Annotated in this window: 13 protein-coding genes; 9 read left to right on the top strand and 4 right to left on the bottom strand. The window is 66.7% G+C overall.

The genetic code is table 11. The features are described 5' to 3' along the window. Positions 1 to 94: 94 nt before the first annotated feature. Entirely contained in the window at positions 95 to 895 is an 801-nt protein-coding gene (locus ACFPN9_RS16315; RefSeq protein ID WP_067253631.1) for a response regulator, read from the bottom strand. 214 nt (positions 896 to 1,109) lie between these two features. Between ACFPN9_RS16315 and ACFPN9_RS16310 the strand changes: the two genes are divergently transcribed. From ACFPN9_RS16310 to ACFPN9_RS16300, 3 genes are read left to right on the top strand one after another with little or no spacing between them, the layout of a single operon-like run. After that, complete coding sequence (locus ACFPN9_RS16310) at positions 1,110 to 1,334, top strand: NepR family anti-sigma factor (RefSeq protein ID WP_067253628.1); 225 nt, start codon at positions 1,110 to 1,112, stop codon at positions 1,332 to 1,334. Next, a complete protein-coding gene (locus ACFPN9_RS16305) occupies positions 1,321 to 1,881 on the top strand; it encodes a sigma-70 family RNA polymerase sigma factor (protein WP_067253624.1) in 561 nt (186 codons plus the stop codon). Before ACFPN9_RS16310 ends, ACFPN9_RS16305 begins: the two co-directional genes overlap by 14 nt. Further along, positions 1,881 to 3,533: a histidine kinase dimerization/phosphoacceptor domain -containing protein gene (locus tag ACFPN9_RS16300; protein ID WP_067253621.1), complete on the top strand. Its 1,653-nt coding sequence runs from the start codon at positions 1,881 to 1,883 to the stop codon at positions 3,531 to 3,533. Before ACFPN9_RS16305 ends, ACFPN9_RS16300 begins: the two co-directional genes overlap by 1 nt. 17 nt (positions 3,534 to 3,550) lie before the next feature. Here ACFPN9_RS16300 and ACFPN9_RS16295 read toward each other — a convergent pair whose 3' ends face one another. The 3 genes from ACFPN9_RS16295 to ACFPN9_RS16285 form a co-directional block, all read right to left on the bottom strand. After that, positions 3,551 to 4,429 (bottom strand): transglutaminase family protein, encoded by an 879-nt coding sequence (locus ACFPN9_RS16295; RefSeq protein WP_082735276.1) that lies wholly within the window; start codon positions 4,427 to 4,429, stop codon positions 3,551 to 3,553. A 135-nt stretch (positions 4,430 to 4,564) separates the two neighbouring features. Then, entirely contained in the window at positions 4,565 to 4,843 is a 279-nt protein-coding gene (locus ACFPN9_RS16290; protein WP_067253617.1) for a hypothetical protein, read from the bottom strand. A 131-nt stretch (positions 4,844 to 4,974) separates the two neighbouring features. Next, complete coding sequence (locus ACFPN9_RS16285; RefSeq protein ID WP_067253614.1) at positions 4,975 to 6,783, bottom strand: ABC transporter ATP-binding protein/permease; 1,809 nt, start codon at positions 6,781 to 6,783, stop codon at positions 4,975 to 4,977. A gap of 219 nt (positions 6,784 to 7,002) precedes the next feature. On the opposite strand from ACFPN9_RS16285, the gene ACFPN9_RS16280 reads away from it, so the two are divergent. The 6 genes from ACFPN9_RS16280 to ACFPN9_RS16255 all read left to right on the top strand — a co-directional run. After that, the gene (locus ACFPN9_RS16280; protein ID WP_082733332.1) at positions 7,003 to 7,761 is read left to right on the top strand and encodes a Crp/Fnr family transcriptional regulator; all 759 of its coding nucleotides are present in this window, start codon (positions 7,003 to 7,005) and stop codon (positions 7,759 to 7,761) included. Between the two features lie 143 nt (positions 7,762 to 7,904). After that, entirely contained in the window at positions 7,905 to 8,699 is a 795-nt protein-coding gene (locus ACFPN9_RS16275; RefSeq protein ID WP_348626267.1) for a class I SAM-dependent methyltransferase, read from the top strand. Positions 8,700 to 8,867: 168 nt separating this feature from the next. Then, on the top strand, positions 8,868 to 10,055 hold the full coding sequence (locus tag ACFPN9_RS16270; protein WP_245282306.1) for a GGDEF domain-containing protein: 1,188 nt from the start codon (positions 8,868 to 8,870) through the stop codon (positions 10,053 to 10,055). Positions 10,056 to 10,106: 51 nt separating this feature from the next. Then, on the top strand, positions 10,107 to 11,039 hold the full coding sequence (locus ACFPN9_RS16265) for a glutaminase (protein ID WP_197432790.1): 933 nt from the start codon (positions 10,107 to 10,109) through the stop codon (positions 11,037 to 11,039). A 143-nt stretch (positions 11,040 to 11,182) separates the two neighbouring features. Beyond that, positions 11,183 to 13,522, top strand: coding sequence for a methyl-accepting chemotaxis protein (locus ACFPN9_RS16260; RefSeq protein WP_377817256.1), 2,340 nt, complete (start codon positions 11,183 to 11,185; stop codon positions 13,520 to 13,522). 116 nt (positions 13,523 to 13,638) lie between these two features. Next, positions 13,639 to 15,567: methyl-accepting chemotaxis protein (locus tag ACFPN9_RS16255; protein WP_377817255.1), on the top strand; the 1,929-nt coding region annotated here is incomplete at its 3' end.

Genomic DNA, 15,567 nt, shown 5'->3' with positions numbered 1-15,567 from the left:
GCGCCTCCGCCGGTCGATGGGAGTCGCCAGAAGACAGGAGACCCGCGACTTGTTCGCGTCGCGGGTCTCCGGGATACGACCGGGATGCGCTGAATTAAGCCGCCTTGCGGCCCGCCCGGCGGTCGAAGAACAGCGCCTGGCTGATCGCGGCCTTCACGGCTTCCGGCTGGAAGGGCTTGGTGATCAAGAAGGCCGGCTCCGGACGATCGCCCGTGAGCAGACGCTCCGGATAGGCCGTGATGAAGATCACGGGCACGTCGATCGTGGACAGGATCTCGTTGACCGCGTCGAGGCCGGAGCTGCCATCGGCGAGCTGGATGTCGGCGAGAACGAGGCCAGGGCGCTTCTTTGCGACCAGCGCGATCGCCTCGCGCTGCGTGCGCGCAACGCCGGTGACGGTATGGCCAAGCTCCTCGACCATGGTCTCGATGTCGAGAGCGATGATGGGCTCATCCTCGATGATCAGCACGTCGGTGGCGACCTGTTCGGCGATCTCCTGACCGGCCGTCTGCACCAAGGCGGCAGCGTCGGCCGACGAGACGCCCATGATCGCGCCGACCTCGTCGATCGAGAAGCCCTCGACCGTGCGCAGCAGGAACGCCTGGCGCGGACGCGGGGTCAGCGCCTCGAGGTTGCGCTCGACGGCGTTGGGGTTCAGCGTGACGGGCGCCGTCGGGTCAGCGGTGTTGAGACCGACCGACGACCACAGCTTGAGGAAGGTGCGATAGAGGCCGATGCGGGGGTTGAGATCGCGCGGGAAAGAGGCGGGATCGAGCACGAGCGCCTCGAGCATCGCGACGACATAGGCATCGCCGCCCGTCTGCGTACCGGTCAAGGCGCGGGCGAATCGGCGCAGGTAAGGCAGATGCGGCGCAATTTCCTTGGCGATCGACATAGAGATATCCCCATTAAAACAGGCCGGAAATGAGCACTCAGGCTGCCGCAATGACAAGCGATTTATTTTTCAAAATGAGGGGAACCTTTTACGGCAACACCTGTTAAACGGGACTATCCGTGTCGGAATTCGCCGCGAGGGGGCATCCGACTGACGTTGTCGAGAGGTCGGGACCGGCTGGAAAAGCCGGCCCGGTATTCGCACGAGGGCCGATATGAGCGATGTGAATTCAGCCATGGCCGCGCCGGAAGACGGTGCGGACAGCGAGGTCGAGGTCATGCTTGACCCCAGGGTGCAGGAATCCATCGGACGATCGCTCAAGGCTCATTACGACGACATCGTCAACGCGCCCGTCCCTGACAAGTTTCTGGTGCTGCTCGCTCAGCTCGAGGCAACCGAACGTCGCGCTGACGGAGCATCGACCGATGAGCTCAACTGAATTCAAGGACGGGCTGATCAAGGAGATCCCGAATCTGCGAGCCTTCGCCGCCTCGCTGTCGGGTTCGATCCAGCTCGCCGACGATCTGGTGCAGGATACCCTGCTCAAGGCGTGGGGCAATTCGGAGAAGTTCGAGCCCGGCACCAGCCTGCGGGCCTGGCTCTTCACCATCCTGCGCAACACCTACTACTCGCTCTACCGCAAGCGCGGCCGCGAGGTGCAGGACAGCGAAGGCACCTATGCGGAGCGCATGGCGACCCATGGCAACCAGGAAAGCCATCTCGATCTCGCCGATTTCCGCAAGGCGCTGGCCAAGCTCCCCGAGGAGCAGCGCGAAGTCCTGATCATGGTGGGCGCGACCGGGCTCTCCTACGAGGAAACGGCGGAGATCTGCGGCGTTGCGATCGGGACGATCAAGAGTCGTGTGAACCGCGCCCGCACGAAGCTGGCCGAGCTTTTGTCCATTGGCAGCCTCGACGACCTCGGGCCTGACCGGCAAAGCGCCGCCGCGATTCAAAGGGTCGGTTCCGAAATCGTCGGGCCCTGATGCGCCTCGCGCGCTTCCCCACCGTCCGGGGGCGGCTGCTCGCCCTGCTGGTCGCGATCGCATTTCCGATCGCCTGCCTGACGGCGCTTGCGGCGCTCACCACCTACAACACGGTCATCGCCGCGATCGAGATCGCGCAGGCGCGAACGGCGGACGATTTCGCCGTGCGCACACGGGTCTGGCATCGGGGCGCGCTGCGCGTGCTTCTGAGTTCGGGGGAGCTGATCGCGACCTCTGACGCGACGACGCAGACATGCGGCGCCGAAGCGCGACGCATGCTCGACCGGATCCCCGGCTATCTGGCTGTCCTCTACAGATTGGCCGATGGCCGGACCTGCTTTGCGGCGACGGACCCCGCGCTGACCGAGACCGGCATGACCGAGATTGCGGCAGGGCTGACCCGGATGCCGCGGTCGGTGTCGCGTTCGCAGATCCAGCTTCCCCCGGCCCGATTCGACAAGGTGCGGATCGGCGGCAGCGATCACCTCGTCACGCAGGTTGCTCTCGACGGCGATCCGGTCCTGCGTGACGCGCTGCTCCTCTCCGATCCGGACTTGCTCGATCAGGTTTTCGAGCTCGGCGGCGCCAGCGATGGCGTCAACGTCGCGCTGGTCTCGGGAAAAGACACGGTGGTGATGCATCGCGGTGAGGGACGGCAGGACGATCTGTCTTGGCTGCCTGACGAAAGCACCTTCCCAACCGACGGGCGCCGCTGGGAAGCCCGCAGCCGCGCCGGTCACAAGCGTTCCTATGCGGCGCGTCTGGTCTCGGCGCCCGATCTCTATGTGATCGCGAGCTTCAGCAACGCCCCGGAGCGAGCAGCCCGGATGCAGTTCCTGGCGCTGCTCGTGGCGCCGATCCTGACTCTGATCCTGCTCTGCCTCGTCTATCTGCGTGCCATCGACCAGCATTGTGTCAAATGGCTGCGAGGCATCGAGGCGGCGGCCCGCGCCCGCTCGGGCCAGCCCAATGTCCGAGCCGTCATCGCGGATGACATGCCGAGCGATATCCGCAGCGTGGCGGAGGCCTTCAACACCATGGTCGAGGAACAGGAAGTCCGCCAGCGGCGCCTCCAGACGGCCCTCGACGACAACCGCTTCCTGGTTCGCGAACTGCATCACCGGGTGAAGAACAGCCTCCAGGTGGTGCAGAGCTATATCGGCCTCAAGAAGCGCGACTATCGCGATGAGGCGCGGTTGGCGCTGGCGGACGCCGAGACGCGGGTTCACGTGCTCTCGGCCGCCTATCGCTTCACCCTCGCCGATGGCGAGATGCAGCCGGTGCGCGTCGACCTCTTCATCGAGGATGTGGTGACGATGATCACCAATCTGGTGCGCAACCGCGACCAGTGGGTCAGCAGCCGGCTCGAAACAGAGGCGACGCTCTCGGTCGACCGGATCATCCCGCTCGGCTTTCTGCTGGTGGACATCGCCTCGCGGGTGCTGCGCAGCACGCCGGGTGTCAGCCTGACGATCAACGTGCGGGATATCGATGCGACGACGCTGGAAGTCGCGCTCGAGGCCGACCGGGCGATCCCGGTCAGCGAGCCGCCGAAGATGTTTGCGGGGCTCGTCGCGCAGATCGAGGCGGTGCAGGTCGAGAAACCCGAGGGGCGCAGCCTCGGCAGCTGGCGCATCAGCCACGGCGCGTGACGAGACGCCCGGCCTGCTCAGGCCGGGCGGTCCACGGTCTCGATCGTGACGCCGACGCCGAGGCCAAGAAACGAACCGGTCAGGCCTGTGAAACTGCCGGCGACCGGAGATGCATCCTCCGGTACGCGTGCGACGGCGACGCGAAGCAGCTGCCGGTCGGCGACGAGATCGTTGGTGGGGTCGAACTCGACCCAACCGTCGCCGGGAATGAAGACGTCAGCCCAGGCATGGGTCAGGCCCACTGTGGAGACGAGCCCGGCAGCGTCGGGTGTGCGGTCGTGGATGTAGCCGGTGACGAAGCGGGCTGCGAAGCCCATGCGACGCGCCAGCTCGATGAAGAGCCAGGCATAGTCCCGACAGGAGCCGGCCTGCTGGCGCAGCGTGTCGGCCGGATGCTGGGTGCCCTCGTCATAGCGCACCGCATAGCTCAAGCCGGCATGGATGGCATGGGCAAGGTCGCGCAGCAGATGGCCCGAACCCTGACCGATGCGGGCGCGAAAATCCGTCAGCCAGTGATCGAGCACGCCGTCGGGGTCGGCGGCGGCGAGATCGAGATAGGGCTGGAGCACCGCGCGCTCGCCTTCTGAATAGACGACCCCGGTCACGGCGGCGGAGGGCTCGATTTCGGTGCGCGGCAAGGCGGAGCCGAAGCGCTGCACCACCAGTTCGCTGACGATGTCCAGCGTGTCGGCCGGCTCGTCGAAATTTGCGATGGCGACCGAGTTGCCATAGGCGTCGTGCATCCAGCGAATCCGGGCGCGCGGCGAGATCGTGAGGGCGGTATCGACGACGCGCAGATCAAAGCTGTCGCGCGGCCGCAGCATCAGGCGGTGCGGCCCGAACTGGACCGGGCCGCCATAGCGATAGGTCGTTGAATGCCGGATGCGCAGATACATGGCGAGCCTGCTGGTTCGACGCCGTTTCCAAAAAACAAGCCGCCCGAAGGCGGCTTTGAGTGGGGCACGAGGGATGTGCCTGTCTTCGAACCCGGCTCGACGCAGAATGTTCCGCGGCGCCGGAAGGATTTCTGCTTAACGCAACACACGCGGCTCGCTGCGCTGAACCTGCGCCTGCTGAGTGCCGCCGATGGCGCGCTTGGTCACGCCGACGGTTCGCTGCGAGGGATCGACGGCGGCGAAGCGGGTATCTGTCGGAAGCTGACGCTCGATCTTCATCTGCGCGATGGCCGAGGAGCTGTCGGGATTCGTCTCCTGGAAGCCGGAGCCCATGGTGAGGGCGCCGACGCCCATGGCCATGAAGCCGAAGAACAGACCGGCGCGCCGAATGGGGGCAAAGCTGTTGGTCAACATCTGTCTCTCCCGACGCCAGCACCGACAACAACTGTCGGCTTCCGGGAAGTTAACGTGAGGATGTCAAGCTGGTTCCATCGGCCTGCCTCTAGGGTCATACCTGCCGATCACATCGGCGCGAGGCTCATCCGTCAGCCAACCTCGTCATTGGCGGCGTCGCGCGCTCTGAACAGCCGCCACAACGACTTGCCGAGGCGCCGCGACGTCATATGGGCGCCGGCCCGGCGCTTCTCCAGCGTGATCTTGCGGTCGTGGAAATCCTCGAGCCCCGGGCGGTGCCCGACGCTGATCAGCGTGGCATGGCCAAGCTCGGCCTCGAACAGGCCGAGCAGGTGGTTCTGGCTGTCTTCGTCGAGGGCGGACGTGGCCTCGTCCATGATGATGATGTCGGGCCTGCGGATGACGAGCCGCGCGAAGGCGATGCGCTGGCGCTCGCCGCCGGAGAGGATACGCTCCCATTTGTCGTCGTCGTCGAGACGACGGGCGAGATAGCCCAGTCCGCAGCGCCGCAGCGCCGCGACCAGCACCTCGTCCGGCACGGGATTGTCGGCCTCGGGATAGAGCAGCACGGTGCGCAGATCGCCCATCGGCAGATAGGGTTTCTGCGGAACGAAGGCGATCGACTTGCCCCGGGGGACGGCGATCGAGCCCGAGCCCCAGGGCCACAGACCGGCGAGCGCGCGGATGAGCGTGCTCTTGCCCGTGCCGCTCTCGCCGACGATCAGCACCTTCTCGCCGAGGCCGATCACGACCGAAGCGTCGGTGATCACCGCGCGGCCGTTGCTGTGGGCGATGGAAAGGCGATCGAGATGGATGGCGCCGTCGTCGCTCTCCTGGAGCGAGATCTGGGTGTCGCCTTCCATGACCGTTCCGATATCGACGCCTTCCAGCGCCTCCTGCAATTCATCGACGCGGGTGACGGAGGCGAACCATTCCGCGAGCCGGACAAAATTATCGACGAACCAGATCAGCGCCGCCTGGACGGCGCTGAAAGCCGCCACGACCTGCATCACAGCGCCCAGCGTCACATCACCCGAGAGATATTTGGGTGCGATCAGCAGCAGGGGCACAATCGGGAAGAGGGCGCCGTTGGTGTTGAGAACGAGCGCGATGACGCCCTGCTGGCGAATGACGCGCAGCCATGCGGCGACGACGCGCCCATAGCTCTCGCCGACCGCATCGCGCTCGTCGGAATCGCCGCGGATCAGCGCGATGCTTTCGGCATTTTCGCGCAGCCGCGTCATTTCCGCCCGGAACAGCGCCTCCATCTCGTTTTTGGCGGCGATCCGACCGACCAGAGGCCGACCCGTGACATAGGCGGCGAGAGAGGCCACGACGGCGTAGCCTATGGCCGCCAGCGCCATGTAGCTCGGGATCTCGAACGCGACTCCGCCCAGGGTGAAGCGCGCCGAGCCGGCGACGTGCCAGAGGATGGCGGCGAAGGTCGCGGCCGTGACGAAGGCGCTGATCAGCCCGATGGCGAACTCGACCAGAGGCTCGATGGCGAGACGGACATCCTCGGCAATGCGGTATTCCGGCGCCGCCTGCTCGCGCGCGACGAACTGAAGCCGGTAATAGCGCTGATCGGCGATCCACCAGCCCGCCAGACGGCGGGTAAGGTATTCGCGCCAGCGCATCTGCAGCAACATCCGGCTGATCACCAGCCCGGACAGCGTGAGCGCCGAAACGCCGACCAGCAGCGGCAACCAGGCTGCGATCTGCCAGGCCGCCCCGGCATCGCGCTTTTCCAGCGCGTCGAAAAACAGCCGGTTCCAGGTGTTGACGCCGACAGCGGTGGCGAGCTGGGCCGCGACGAAGACAAGAACGGTGAAGGTCAGGGTCCAGGCGCGCAGACGCGTCGGTCCGCTCCAGAAGGGCAACGCGAGGCCAAAGAAGCGGCGCATGCGCGACCGTTCGGAGGGGCGCGGCAGATCGGTCATTTCAGCGTCTTTCGGGAGTGAAGCAGCCGACGCTTGCCCTTCCGCGCCGGCACGTCCTGTCTTGTCGCCCGCGTCGCGGGCGTAGGCCTTCCCTAACGTCCATACGTCATCGCGGTTCCCCTTGGTGATGACGGGGCGCGTGAGTTCACCTCCCGCCGCCGGCTTGCTATGAGGGATGCGGAGCGCCCCTGCCGGCGCTCCGGGAGATCGAAGAGGACGATGACGGACAGCGCCTATCCCAACGGCCGAAACGGCGTGCCCTGTCTGGCCTGTCCACTGCGGCTGAAGCCGGCCTTCAAGGACAAGACCGATGAGGAGATCCGCTTCATCCAGGCGATCAAGACCGAGCATCGCCATCTGCCGGCCGGGTCCGACATCATCCATCCGGGGCAGCAGGATGCGGAACTCTACACGCTCTTTTCGGGCTGGGCCTTCCGTTACCAGCTTCTGCCCGACGGGCGCCGACAGATCCTGAACTTCCTGCTGCCCGGCGATCTCGTCGGCCTGCAGGCGTCCCTCCTGAGCGCGGCCCAGCACGGCATCGAGGCTCTGACGGAGGTGGAGCTCTGCGTCTTCCCGCGTAAACGGATCTGGGACCTGTTCGTCCACATGCCGAACCTGGCCTATGAGGTGGCGTGGCTCGGTTCACGTGAAGAGAGCCTGATCGACCAGAACCTGACCTCGGTCGGCCAGCGCAATGCGAGCGAGCGCATCGCCGCGCTGGTGATCTCGCTCTATCGCCGGGCGGAGGCGCTCGGCCTCGTCACGGATGGTGGTTTCCGCTTCCCGCTCTCGCAGCAGCAGCTCGCCGACGCGCTCGGATTGTCGCTGGTCCACACCAGCAAGACTTGGTCGCGGCTGCGCAAGGCCGGCCTCTTCGCCATCGCGGAGGGGCGGCTGACCCTGCTGAACCCGCGCCTGACCTCGAGGATGGCCCTGCTTTACGAACGGGAGGTCGCGCCCCGACCACTGATCTGAAACAAAAGGGGCAGCCCGCGCGTCTCTTGGCAGGCACAGCCGAGGAAAGACCTTGGCTCGGCGGTACACTTGACCCCATATGACGCGCAGGTAACGTTCTCGTCCCCCAAAGGTCGCACCGTCGGTCCGACATCAGAGGCCCCATGTCGCTCACCTCCTCACGCCGCCCCGTCCAGGGAGCTTCGCTGGCCGCTCGTCTCGGGCGTTCCCGTGTGGCTGCGCGGCTCGAGGACGAGATGCGTGTCACGGCCGCGGATCTCGTCGACAGCGTCGCCCAAGCGAGGCTCAAGGTCGCGACCGTGCGCTACAAGGTCGAGGACGAGGTGCGCAGCAAGACCGAGAAGCTGCGCTCGCGGGTGAGCGAAGCGCGCACCAAGCTCGGCGACGAGGCCCGCTTCATCAAGTCCTGGATCGACAATCCCGCCCGCACCGGCTCGGTGACGCCGTCGAGCCCGGCGCTGGCCCGGCGGATGGCTTCCTATGTCGATCCCTCACGTCCCGGACCGGTGATCGAGATCGGGCCCGGAACGGGGCCGGTGACGGAAGCGCTGATCGAGCGGGGCATCAGCGAGGATCGGCTGATCCTGGTGGAATACAGCCCCGATTTCTGCAAGCTGCTGCGCGAGCGCTTTCCGCGCGCGACCGTGATCGAGGGCGACGCCTACGCCCTGTCGAAGACGCTCGAGGGCCATTTGCCGGAGAAGGCGATCGCCGTGGTCTCGAGCCTGCCGCTGTTCAACCAGCCGCCGGCCAAGCGCAGCGCGCTGGCCAAGGATGCATTCACTCTCCTCGTCGACGGGGCTCCGCTGATCCAGTTCACCTATTCGGTGGTGTCGCCTGTGCCGCGCAAGGGCTCGGGCCTGAAGGCCAGTGTCTCGGACTGGGTGTTGCGCAACATTCCGCCGGCGCGGGTCTGGATCTATCGCCAGAACGGCTGAGGCAGGCTGTTCCTGCCAAAGACTTCGCTCGGTGGAAATCGGTTCGAACGTTCCCAGAAACATACCGGTTGGTAACGCATCTGCGTTATGAGGCGCCGCACGAGCAGCCGACTGTCCAGGCTGCTGCGGAAGGGCCTGCCGATGGATGGAAAGACGCCGCGATACAGCTTGCCGCGGTGGCGTCCGACCCGGTGGCTGGCAGAGGCCGGACCCGACGTTCCACTCGAGATTCGCCACGCCCTGATCGCGAGCCTCTTCGGAACGCTGCCGATCTTCATCGCGGGCGTTTTCAATACCGTCACCGTGTCGGTGCTCGTGGCCTTGCGGATGCCGAGCTGGCCGTTTCTGCTCTGGTGCGCTTTTGACATCCTGTGCTGCAGCGCGCGGCTGGTCGTGCTGTTGATCGCGCGACGCCGCGCGGCCAGGCACGAACCGACACCAACCGATCTCTACATTCTGCTGGGCCTGGCCTGGGCGGCCGGCATCGGCTTCGGCGCCTTCATCAGCCTTACGAGCGGAGACTGGGTGGCGGCGACCCTGGTCTGCCTGACCGCGACCGCGATGGTCGGCGGCGTCTGCTTCCGCAATTTCGGCGCGCCGCGCATGGTCGGGCTGATGATCGTGCTGACGCTCGGCCCCTGCACCTTCGCCACGATCTTCGTCAACGAGCCGATCCTGCTGATCGGCCTGCTGCAACTGCCCTTCTACATCTACAGCATGTCGCGGGCCGCCTTTGGGCTCAACAGCATGCTGGTTTCGACCATGCAGGCCGAGCGCGAGCATGCGTTCCAGGCGAAACACGATATGCTGACCGGCCTGCCCAACCGGACCGGGCTGACTCAGGCCCTTCAGGCCAGCCTGACGCGCTATGACGGCTCCAAGCCTCTCGCTCTGATCTATCTGGATCTCGACGGCTTCAAGACGGTCAACGACACCCATGGTCACAACACCGGCGACCGGCTTCTGCAGCTGGTTTCGGATCGGCTGAGGCGGCTCGTTCGTGCAGGCGACGTCGTCGCCCGGATCGGCGGCGACGAGTTCATCGTTCTGTCCGAGCAGATCGGCGGCAGCCCGCTGAAGCGCTTCGGCGAGAGGCTGGTGCGCGAGATATCACAGCCCTATCAACTCGATGAGGCCGTCACCGCCACGATCGGCGTTTCGGTCGGCATCGCTCGCGCCCCGGAGCATGGGCTCGACCTCGAAACCTTGATGGCGGCGGCCGATGCCGCGCTCTACCAGGCCAAATCCGAGGGCAAGGCCCGCTGCATCATGGCGGCGACGCGCCTGCGCAGCGCCGGCTCCGCTTCCAACCCGGCCGCAGCCGCGATGACCTCCCTGTCACCGCGGGCTGCTTGACCCCCGTCTTGTCCTCGGGCCTTCTGCGGACGTGGCGGGAGGACGGGCAGAGTGACGGATCTGGCGCGGCTCGTCCGCGAGATCGCCGCGGAGATGGCGGGGATCCCCGAAAGAGGCGAGGTCGCCAGCTATATCGCACCGTTGGCGGCGGTCGATCCAAGTCGCTTCGGGCTCTGCGTCGTCACGGCGGAGGGCGAGGTGCATCTGGCGGGCGATGCGCTGGAGCCCTTTTCGATCCAGAGCATCTCCAAGGTCTTCGCCCTGACCCAGGCGCTCGGCAAGGTCGGCGAGGCGCTGTGGCAGCGTGTCGGGCGAGAGCCGTCGGGGACGGCATTCAACTCCATCGTCCAGCTCGAGCGCGAGCAGGGCATTCCGCGCAATCCCTTCATCAATGCGGGTGCGCTGGTGGTGGCGGACGTCAATCTTGCCGGCCACGCCCCGCGGGTCGCGATCGGTGAATTGCTGCGCTTCGTGAGGCACCTCGCCGATGACGACGGCATCGCCATCGACGAGCCAGTGGCCAGGGCCGAACAAGCCACCGGATTCCGCAACATCGCGCTGGCCAATTACATGAAAGCCTTCGGCAACATCCGCCATCCGCCGGAGCTGACACTCGGCGTCTATTTCCACCAATGCGCCATCGCGATGAACTGCCTGCAGCTCGCCATGGCCGGCCGCTACCTGATGCATGGCGGCCTGCTTCAGCCTGGCGGCGCCCGGATCGTCTCGTCGCGCCGGGCACGCCGCATCAACGCGCTGATGCTGACCTGCGGCCATTACGATGCCTCCGGCGACTTCGCCTTCCGCGTCGGGCTGCCGGGGAAATCGGGGGTGGGCGGCGGTATTCTCGCGATCGCCCCGGGTCGCGCCTCCATCGCCGTCTGGTCGCCGGGCCTCAATGCCAACGGCAATTCGCAGATCGGGACGCTGGCGCTCGAACGCCTGGCCGAAGCGACCGGCTGGTCCGTCTTCGGCGCCGCGTAATCGCCCTGCGCGTCAGTAAGGTTACCCAGATGTCACGCAGAAACAGAGAATCTTAAGCATTCTGACGCAAGCTTCGGGCCAGGATTCCCAGCGATGTCGGAGGCCGATGCCTCGACGACATCGCAGCGACCAGGATGGTGCCCGTGCAACTCTTTCCCGCCTCGATCAAGAACTACCTCGTCGCGACCATGGCATGCCTGTGCATCCCGGGCGTCGGCGCACTGGCTTACATGGCCAGCCAGTCCTTCGGCGATGTGCGGGAAAACATGCGCCTGGCCAATCTGGTCGAGGCGGACAAGGCGCTGCTGATCGCCGGTAACAGCATCCGCGCCAATCGCGGCCAGGCGCAGACCGCGATCCAGGCGGCTGACGACCCAGCGCCGATCATCGCCAAGGTCGAGCAGGCAAACCGCAAGGACCTCGACGAGGCCGTCGCCCGTCTCACCGCCACGTCGCTCCCCAACCGCGCCGCTCTGGCGGAGGCCGTGGCGACGCAGCAGAAGGCGACCGACGCCAAGTTTGCGGATCTGCGCGCCGAGGCCGCCAAGCCCAAGGCCCAGCGCAGCCTGCAGGCGACGATGCCCTGGTACAACGGCGTCGGCGACATCGAGACGGCTCTGGTGAAGGCGGCGGATGCGACCTCTCTCGCCGTCCGTCTCTCGGACCCGATCATGGCCGATCTCCAGAACGTCAAGTCGACCGGCTGGCGTACACGGTCGTCCTACGGCATCCAATGCTCGGTGTTGCGGCCGCATATGGCGTCGGGCAAAGCGCTGGAGCCGGCGCAGATTCGCCGCCTTGGCGAACTGCGCGGCGTGGCCGACTCGAACATGGAGCAGCTGCGCCAGATGACGCAGCGCAGCGGCGTCGGCGCCGAGCTCGTCCGCAAGGTTGGCGTGATGGGCGCCGAGATGGAGGCCGCCAACAAGGCGATGGATACGCTGATGGCCAAACTCGGCCAGGGCAGCGCCCCGCTGATCTCGGCCGAGGACTGGACCAAGCTGTGCAACGGCCCGTTCACCGCCATGCTCTCGGCCATCACGCAGTCGCTCGACGACATGGCGAGCGTCACGCAGGACAAGCTCGACGCCGCCTGGGCACAGCTCGCCGTCATCGGTGCACTGCTGGCGGCCCTGCTGGTCGTCTGCGTCGTCAGCTGGCGCGGCGTGCAGCGCCGGATCGCCAAGCCGGTCGTCGCGCTGAAGTCGGCGCTCGACGTCATGCAGGCCGGCGATTTCTCCCAGCCCATTCCCGCAGCCGCCTCCCCCGACGAGATCGGCGCCCTCAGCGGAGCTCTGGAAGCCTATCGCGAGAACGCGCTGTCGCTCGAAGCGAGCCGGCGTGACCGCGAACTCGCCATGCTGGCCGACAGCCAGCAGGCGGCGAATGTGCAGAAGCTGCTGGGCGAGGTCGCAGGCATCGTGTCGGCGGCCCAGAACGGCGACTTCTCCGGCCATGCCAGCGTCGGCGATGTCGGGGGGCCGCTCGGTGAACTGGTCACCGGGATCAACGAGATCAATGCGGTAGTGAACGGGGCCACGACCGAATTCGCGGCGGCGCTGCAGTCGGTCGCGAATGGCGACCTGACGCATCGGGTCGACACCGCCTATCGCGGCCGCTTCGCCGATCTCAAGAACGCGATCAACGACACGGTCGACCGTCTCTCGGCCACGGTGAAGACGATCCAGGTGACCTCGGCCGATGTCGGCCTGGCCGCCCGCGAGATCAATATGGGCGCGGATGACCTCTCCAAGCGCACGGAAGAACAGGCCTCGTCGCTGGAAGAGACCGCGGCGACGACCGAGCAGCTCGCGGCGTCCGTGAAGGCGACCGCCCAAGCCTCGCGCAACGCCGCCGCCATCGCGACCGAAGCGATGGATGCCGCGCAGAATGGCGGCAGCATCGCAAGTGAGGCCGTCGAGGCCATGGCGCGGATCGAGAGCGCCTCGACCAAGATTTCGGACATCATCCGCGTCATCGACGACATCGCCTTCCAGACCAACCTGCTGGCGCTCAACGCCGCGGTCGAAGCGGCGCGTGCCGGCGATGCCGGCAAGGGCTTCGCGGTGGTGGCATCCGAAGTCCGCACGCTGGCGCAACGATCCAGCGCTGCGGCCAAGGACATCTCGGCGCTGATCTCGTCCTCCAACAATGAAGTCGGCGAGGGTGTGAAGCTGGTGCGGCAGGCCGGCGAGGCGCTGGAACAGATCCTCGGCGCCTCGCAGAAGGTCGCCGCGACCATCGCGGAGATCTCGGCGGCGTCCGGCGAGCAGGCCAGCGGCATCGACGAGATGAGCCAGGCGGTCGCCCATCTCGACGAGATGACCCAGCAGAATGCGGCGCTGTCCGAGCAGAGTGCAGCCTCGGCCGCCTCGCTCTCCAGCCGCATCGGCCAGCTCAACGACCTCGTCGCAGCCTTCAAGACCGGTCCGGATGAGGGCGCGCGACGTGCTGGGTTCGCGCCGGAGCGCCGCGCGGCCTGATCTGAATTGCGCAGGCAGCGGCCAGGGAACCGGGCCCGCGCAGGCATCCACCGACCATCACTCATTACTTCTGGGTCACCGCATCATCCCGCGGCGACCGGCTCCGGGGGGAGTTCATGACGAATCTGGCTGGCAAAGCATCCATCCGAACAATCCTGTTCGGTCTGGTCTGCGCAATGGCTCTGGTGAGCAGCGGACTGGCCCTGCAGGGCATCTGGTCCGCCGTGACGCGGTACGGCGTCGCCCAGCAGGTGGTGCAGCTGGCGGGGCTCAACAAGAATCTCTTCGACGCACTCGGCGCCTTCCGGCTCGAGCGGGCGGCGATGCAGACAGCCGTGCTGATCCCCAGCGAGAAGAACCAGAGTTCCGTTGAAACCTATCTGCACCGGCGCAAGCTCATCGACGACGCCATGGTGCAGGCACAGGCGGCGTTCGCATCGACGGCCCGGCCGGGTCTGGCGACAGCCCGCAGCGAGCTGACAGCCGCCTATGACGAGAACAAGGCCCTGCGCGACATCGTCGACAGAGAGGTCAAGCTGCCGATAGCCGGCCGCGACAAGCAGCTCCCGGATCGCATCCTGGTCGTTGGCGAGAAGCTACTGCAGAAGCTCGACCGCGCCTCGCTCGCCGTTGACAGCGAGTTGCGGACACTCAATCCCAGCCTGACCGAACTGGTCATCGCGCGCGCCCTGGCCTGGGCGACCCGCACCTATGCCGGCACGGCCGGCGTCATGATCAGCAGCATTGCGGCGCAGCAGCGCCCCTTCGACGCGCAGGAGACGCGCACCGTCCTCAAGGCCAACGCCAGCGCCCTCGCGAGCTGGCAGGCCCTGCGCGACCTGACAGACACCGCACAGACCGATCCCGCCATCCGCGCCGCCGTCGCCAAGGGGCATGAGGGCTACTTCGCCGGTCCGATCAAGGACAAGCGCGAGGCGATCGTCACCCTGACGACGACAGGCGGCAAGCCGGACATGTCCGCCGATGAGTGGCGCGCCCTGATCGTGCCGGCTCTCGAGGGTCTCGCGGCCGTCGCCAATGTCGCGCTCGACCGCGCCATCATCGGCGCCAACGAGGCCGCGAGCGACGCTTTCTTCGCGATCGCCCGCTATGCCGGGATCCTGCTCTTCTCACTGATGATCGCCGTCGCGGGCTATGTCGTCGTGCGCTCCCGCGTCACCAATCCGCTGGTCCAGATGACGACCGCGATGACACGGCTCGCGGAGGGCGACCTCGCCACCGCCCTGCCCCGGATCGAGCGGCAGGACGAGATCGGCGCCATGGCCGCGGCGCTTGCGGTGTTCCGCGACAATCTGGTGAAGATGCGCGCTCTGGAAGATCAGGACCGGGCCGCGGCTGCGGCTCGCCTTGCGCGGGCGCAGTCGATGGAAGCTGTTGTCTCCGATGTCGGCGAGGTCGTGGCGGCGGCTGCGGCGGGCGATTTCTCGGCGCGGCTGCAGATCGACGAGGCCGACGCGCAGATGCAGAAGCTCGTCGCGGGCATCAACGAGATCAATGCCGTCGTCGATTCGGCCACCAGTGAATTCGCCCGGACCCTCTCGGCGGTCGCAAGCGGCGACCTGACGGTGCGGGTCGATGCGGCCTATCGCGGCCGCTTCGCCGATCTGAAGGGCGCGATCAACGACACGGTCGATCGCCTGTCCAGCACGGTGAAGACGATCCAGCTGACCTCCTCGGAGGTCGGGCTCGCCGCCCGCGAGATCAACATGGGCGCCGACGATCTGTCCAAGCGCACCGAGGAGCAGGCCTCGAGCCTGGAGGAGACCGCGGCGACGACGGAGCAGCTGGCGGCCTCTGTCAAGGCGACCGCCCAGGCCTCGCGCCAGGCGGCCGCGATCGCGACGGAGGCGATGGAGGCGGCGCAGAACGGCGGCTCGATCGCCGGGCAGGCGGTCGACGCGATGGCGCGCATCGAGAGTGCCTCGCAGAAGATCTCGGACATCATCCGGGTCATCGACGACATCGCCTTCCAGACCAATCTGCTGGCGCTGAATGCCGCGGTCGAAGCCGCCCGCGCCGGCGAC

Source organism: Allobosea massiliensis (genome assembly GCF_042655245.1).
Lineage (GTDB): Bacteria > Pseudomonadota > Alphaproteobacteria > Rhizobiales > Beijerinckiaceae > Allobosea > Allobosea massiliensis.
The sequence above is the reverse complement of the archived record's forward strand: the minus strand, read 5'-3'. Positions and strand labels throughout refer to the sequence as shown.

Bases quoted from the DNA above. Each gene is read 5' to 3' on its own strand.
- ACFPN9_RS16315 (WP_067253631.1), bottom strand. From the start codon at position 895: ATGTCGATCGCCAAGGAAATTGCGCCGCATCTGCCTTACCTGCGCCGA.
- ACFPN9_RS16310 (WP_067253628.1), top strand. From the start codon at position 1,110: ATGAGCGATGTGAATTCAGCCATGGCCGCGCCGGAAGACGGTGCGGAC.
- ACFPN9_RS16305 (WP_067253624.1), top strand. From the start codon at position 1,321: ATGAGCTCAACTGAATTCAAGGACGGGCTGATCAAGGAGATCCCGAAT.
- ACFPN9_RS16300 (WP_067253621.1), top strand. From the start codon at position 1,881: ATGCGCCTCGCGCGCTTCCCCACCGTCCGGGGGCGGCTGCTCGCCCTG.
- ACFPN9_RS16295 (WP_082735276.1), bottom strand. From the start codon at position 4,429: ATGTATCTGCGCATCCGGCATTCAACGACCTATCGCTATGGCGGCCCG.
- ACFPN9_RS16290 (WP_067253617.1), bottom strand. From the start codon at position 4,843: ATGTTGACCAACAGCTTTGCCCCCATTCGGCGCGCCGGTCTGTTCTTC.
- ACFPN9_RS16285 (WP_067253614.1), bottom strand. From the start codon at position 6,783: ATGACCGATCTGCCGCGCCCCTCCGAACGGTCGCGCATGCGCCGCTTC.
- ACFPN9_RS16280 (WP_082733332.1), top strand. From the start codon at position 7,003: ATGACGGACAGCGCCTATCCCAACGGCCGAAACGGCGTGCCCTGTCTG.
- ACFPN9_RS16275 (WP_348626267.1), top strand. From the start codon at position 7,905: ATGTCGCTCACCTCCTCACGCCGCCCCGTCCAGGGAGCTTCGCTGGCC.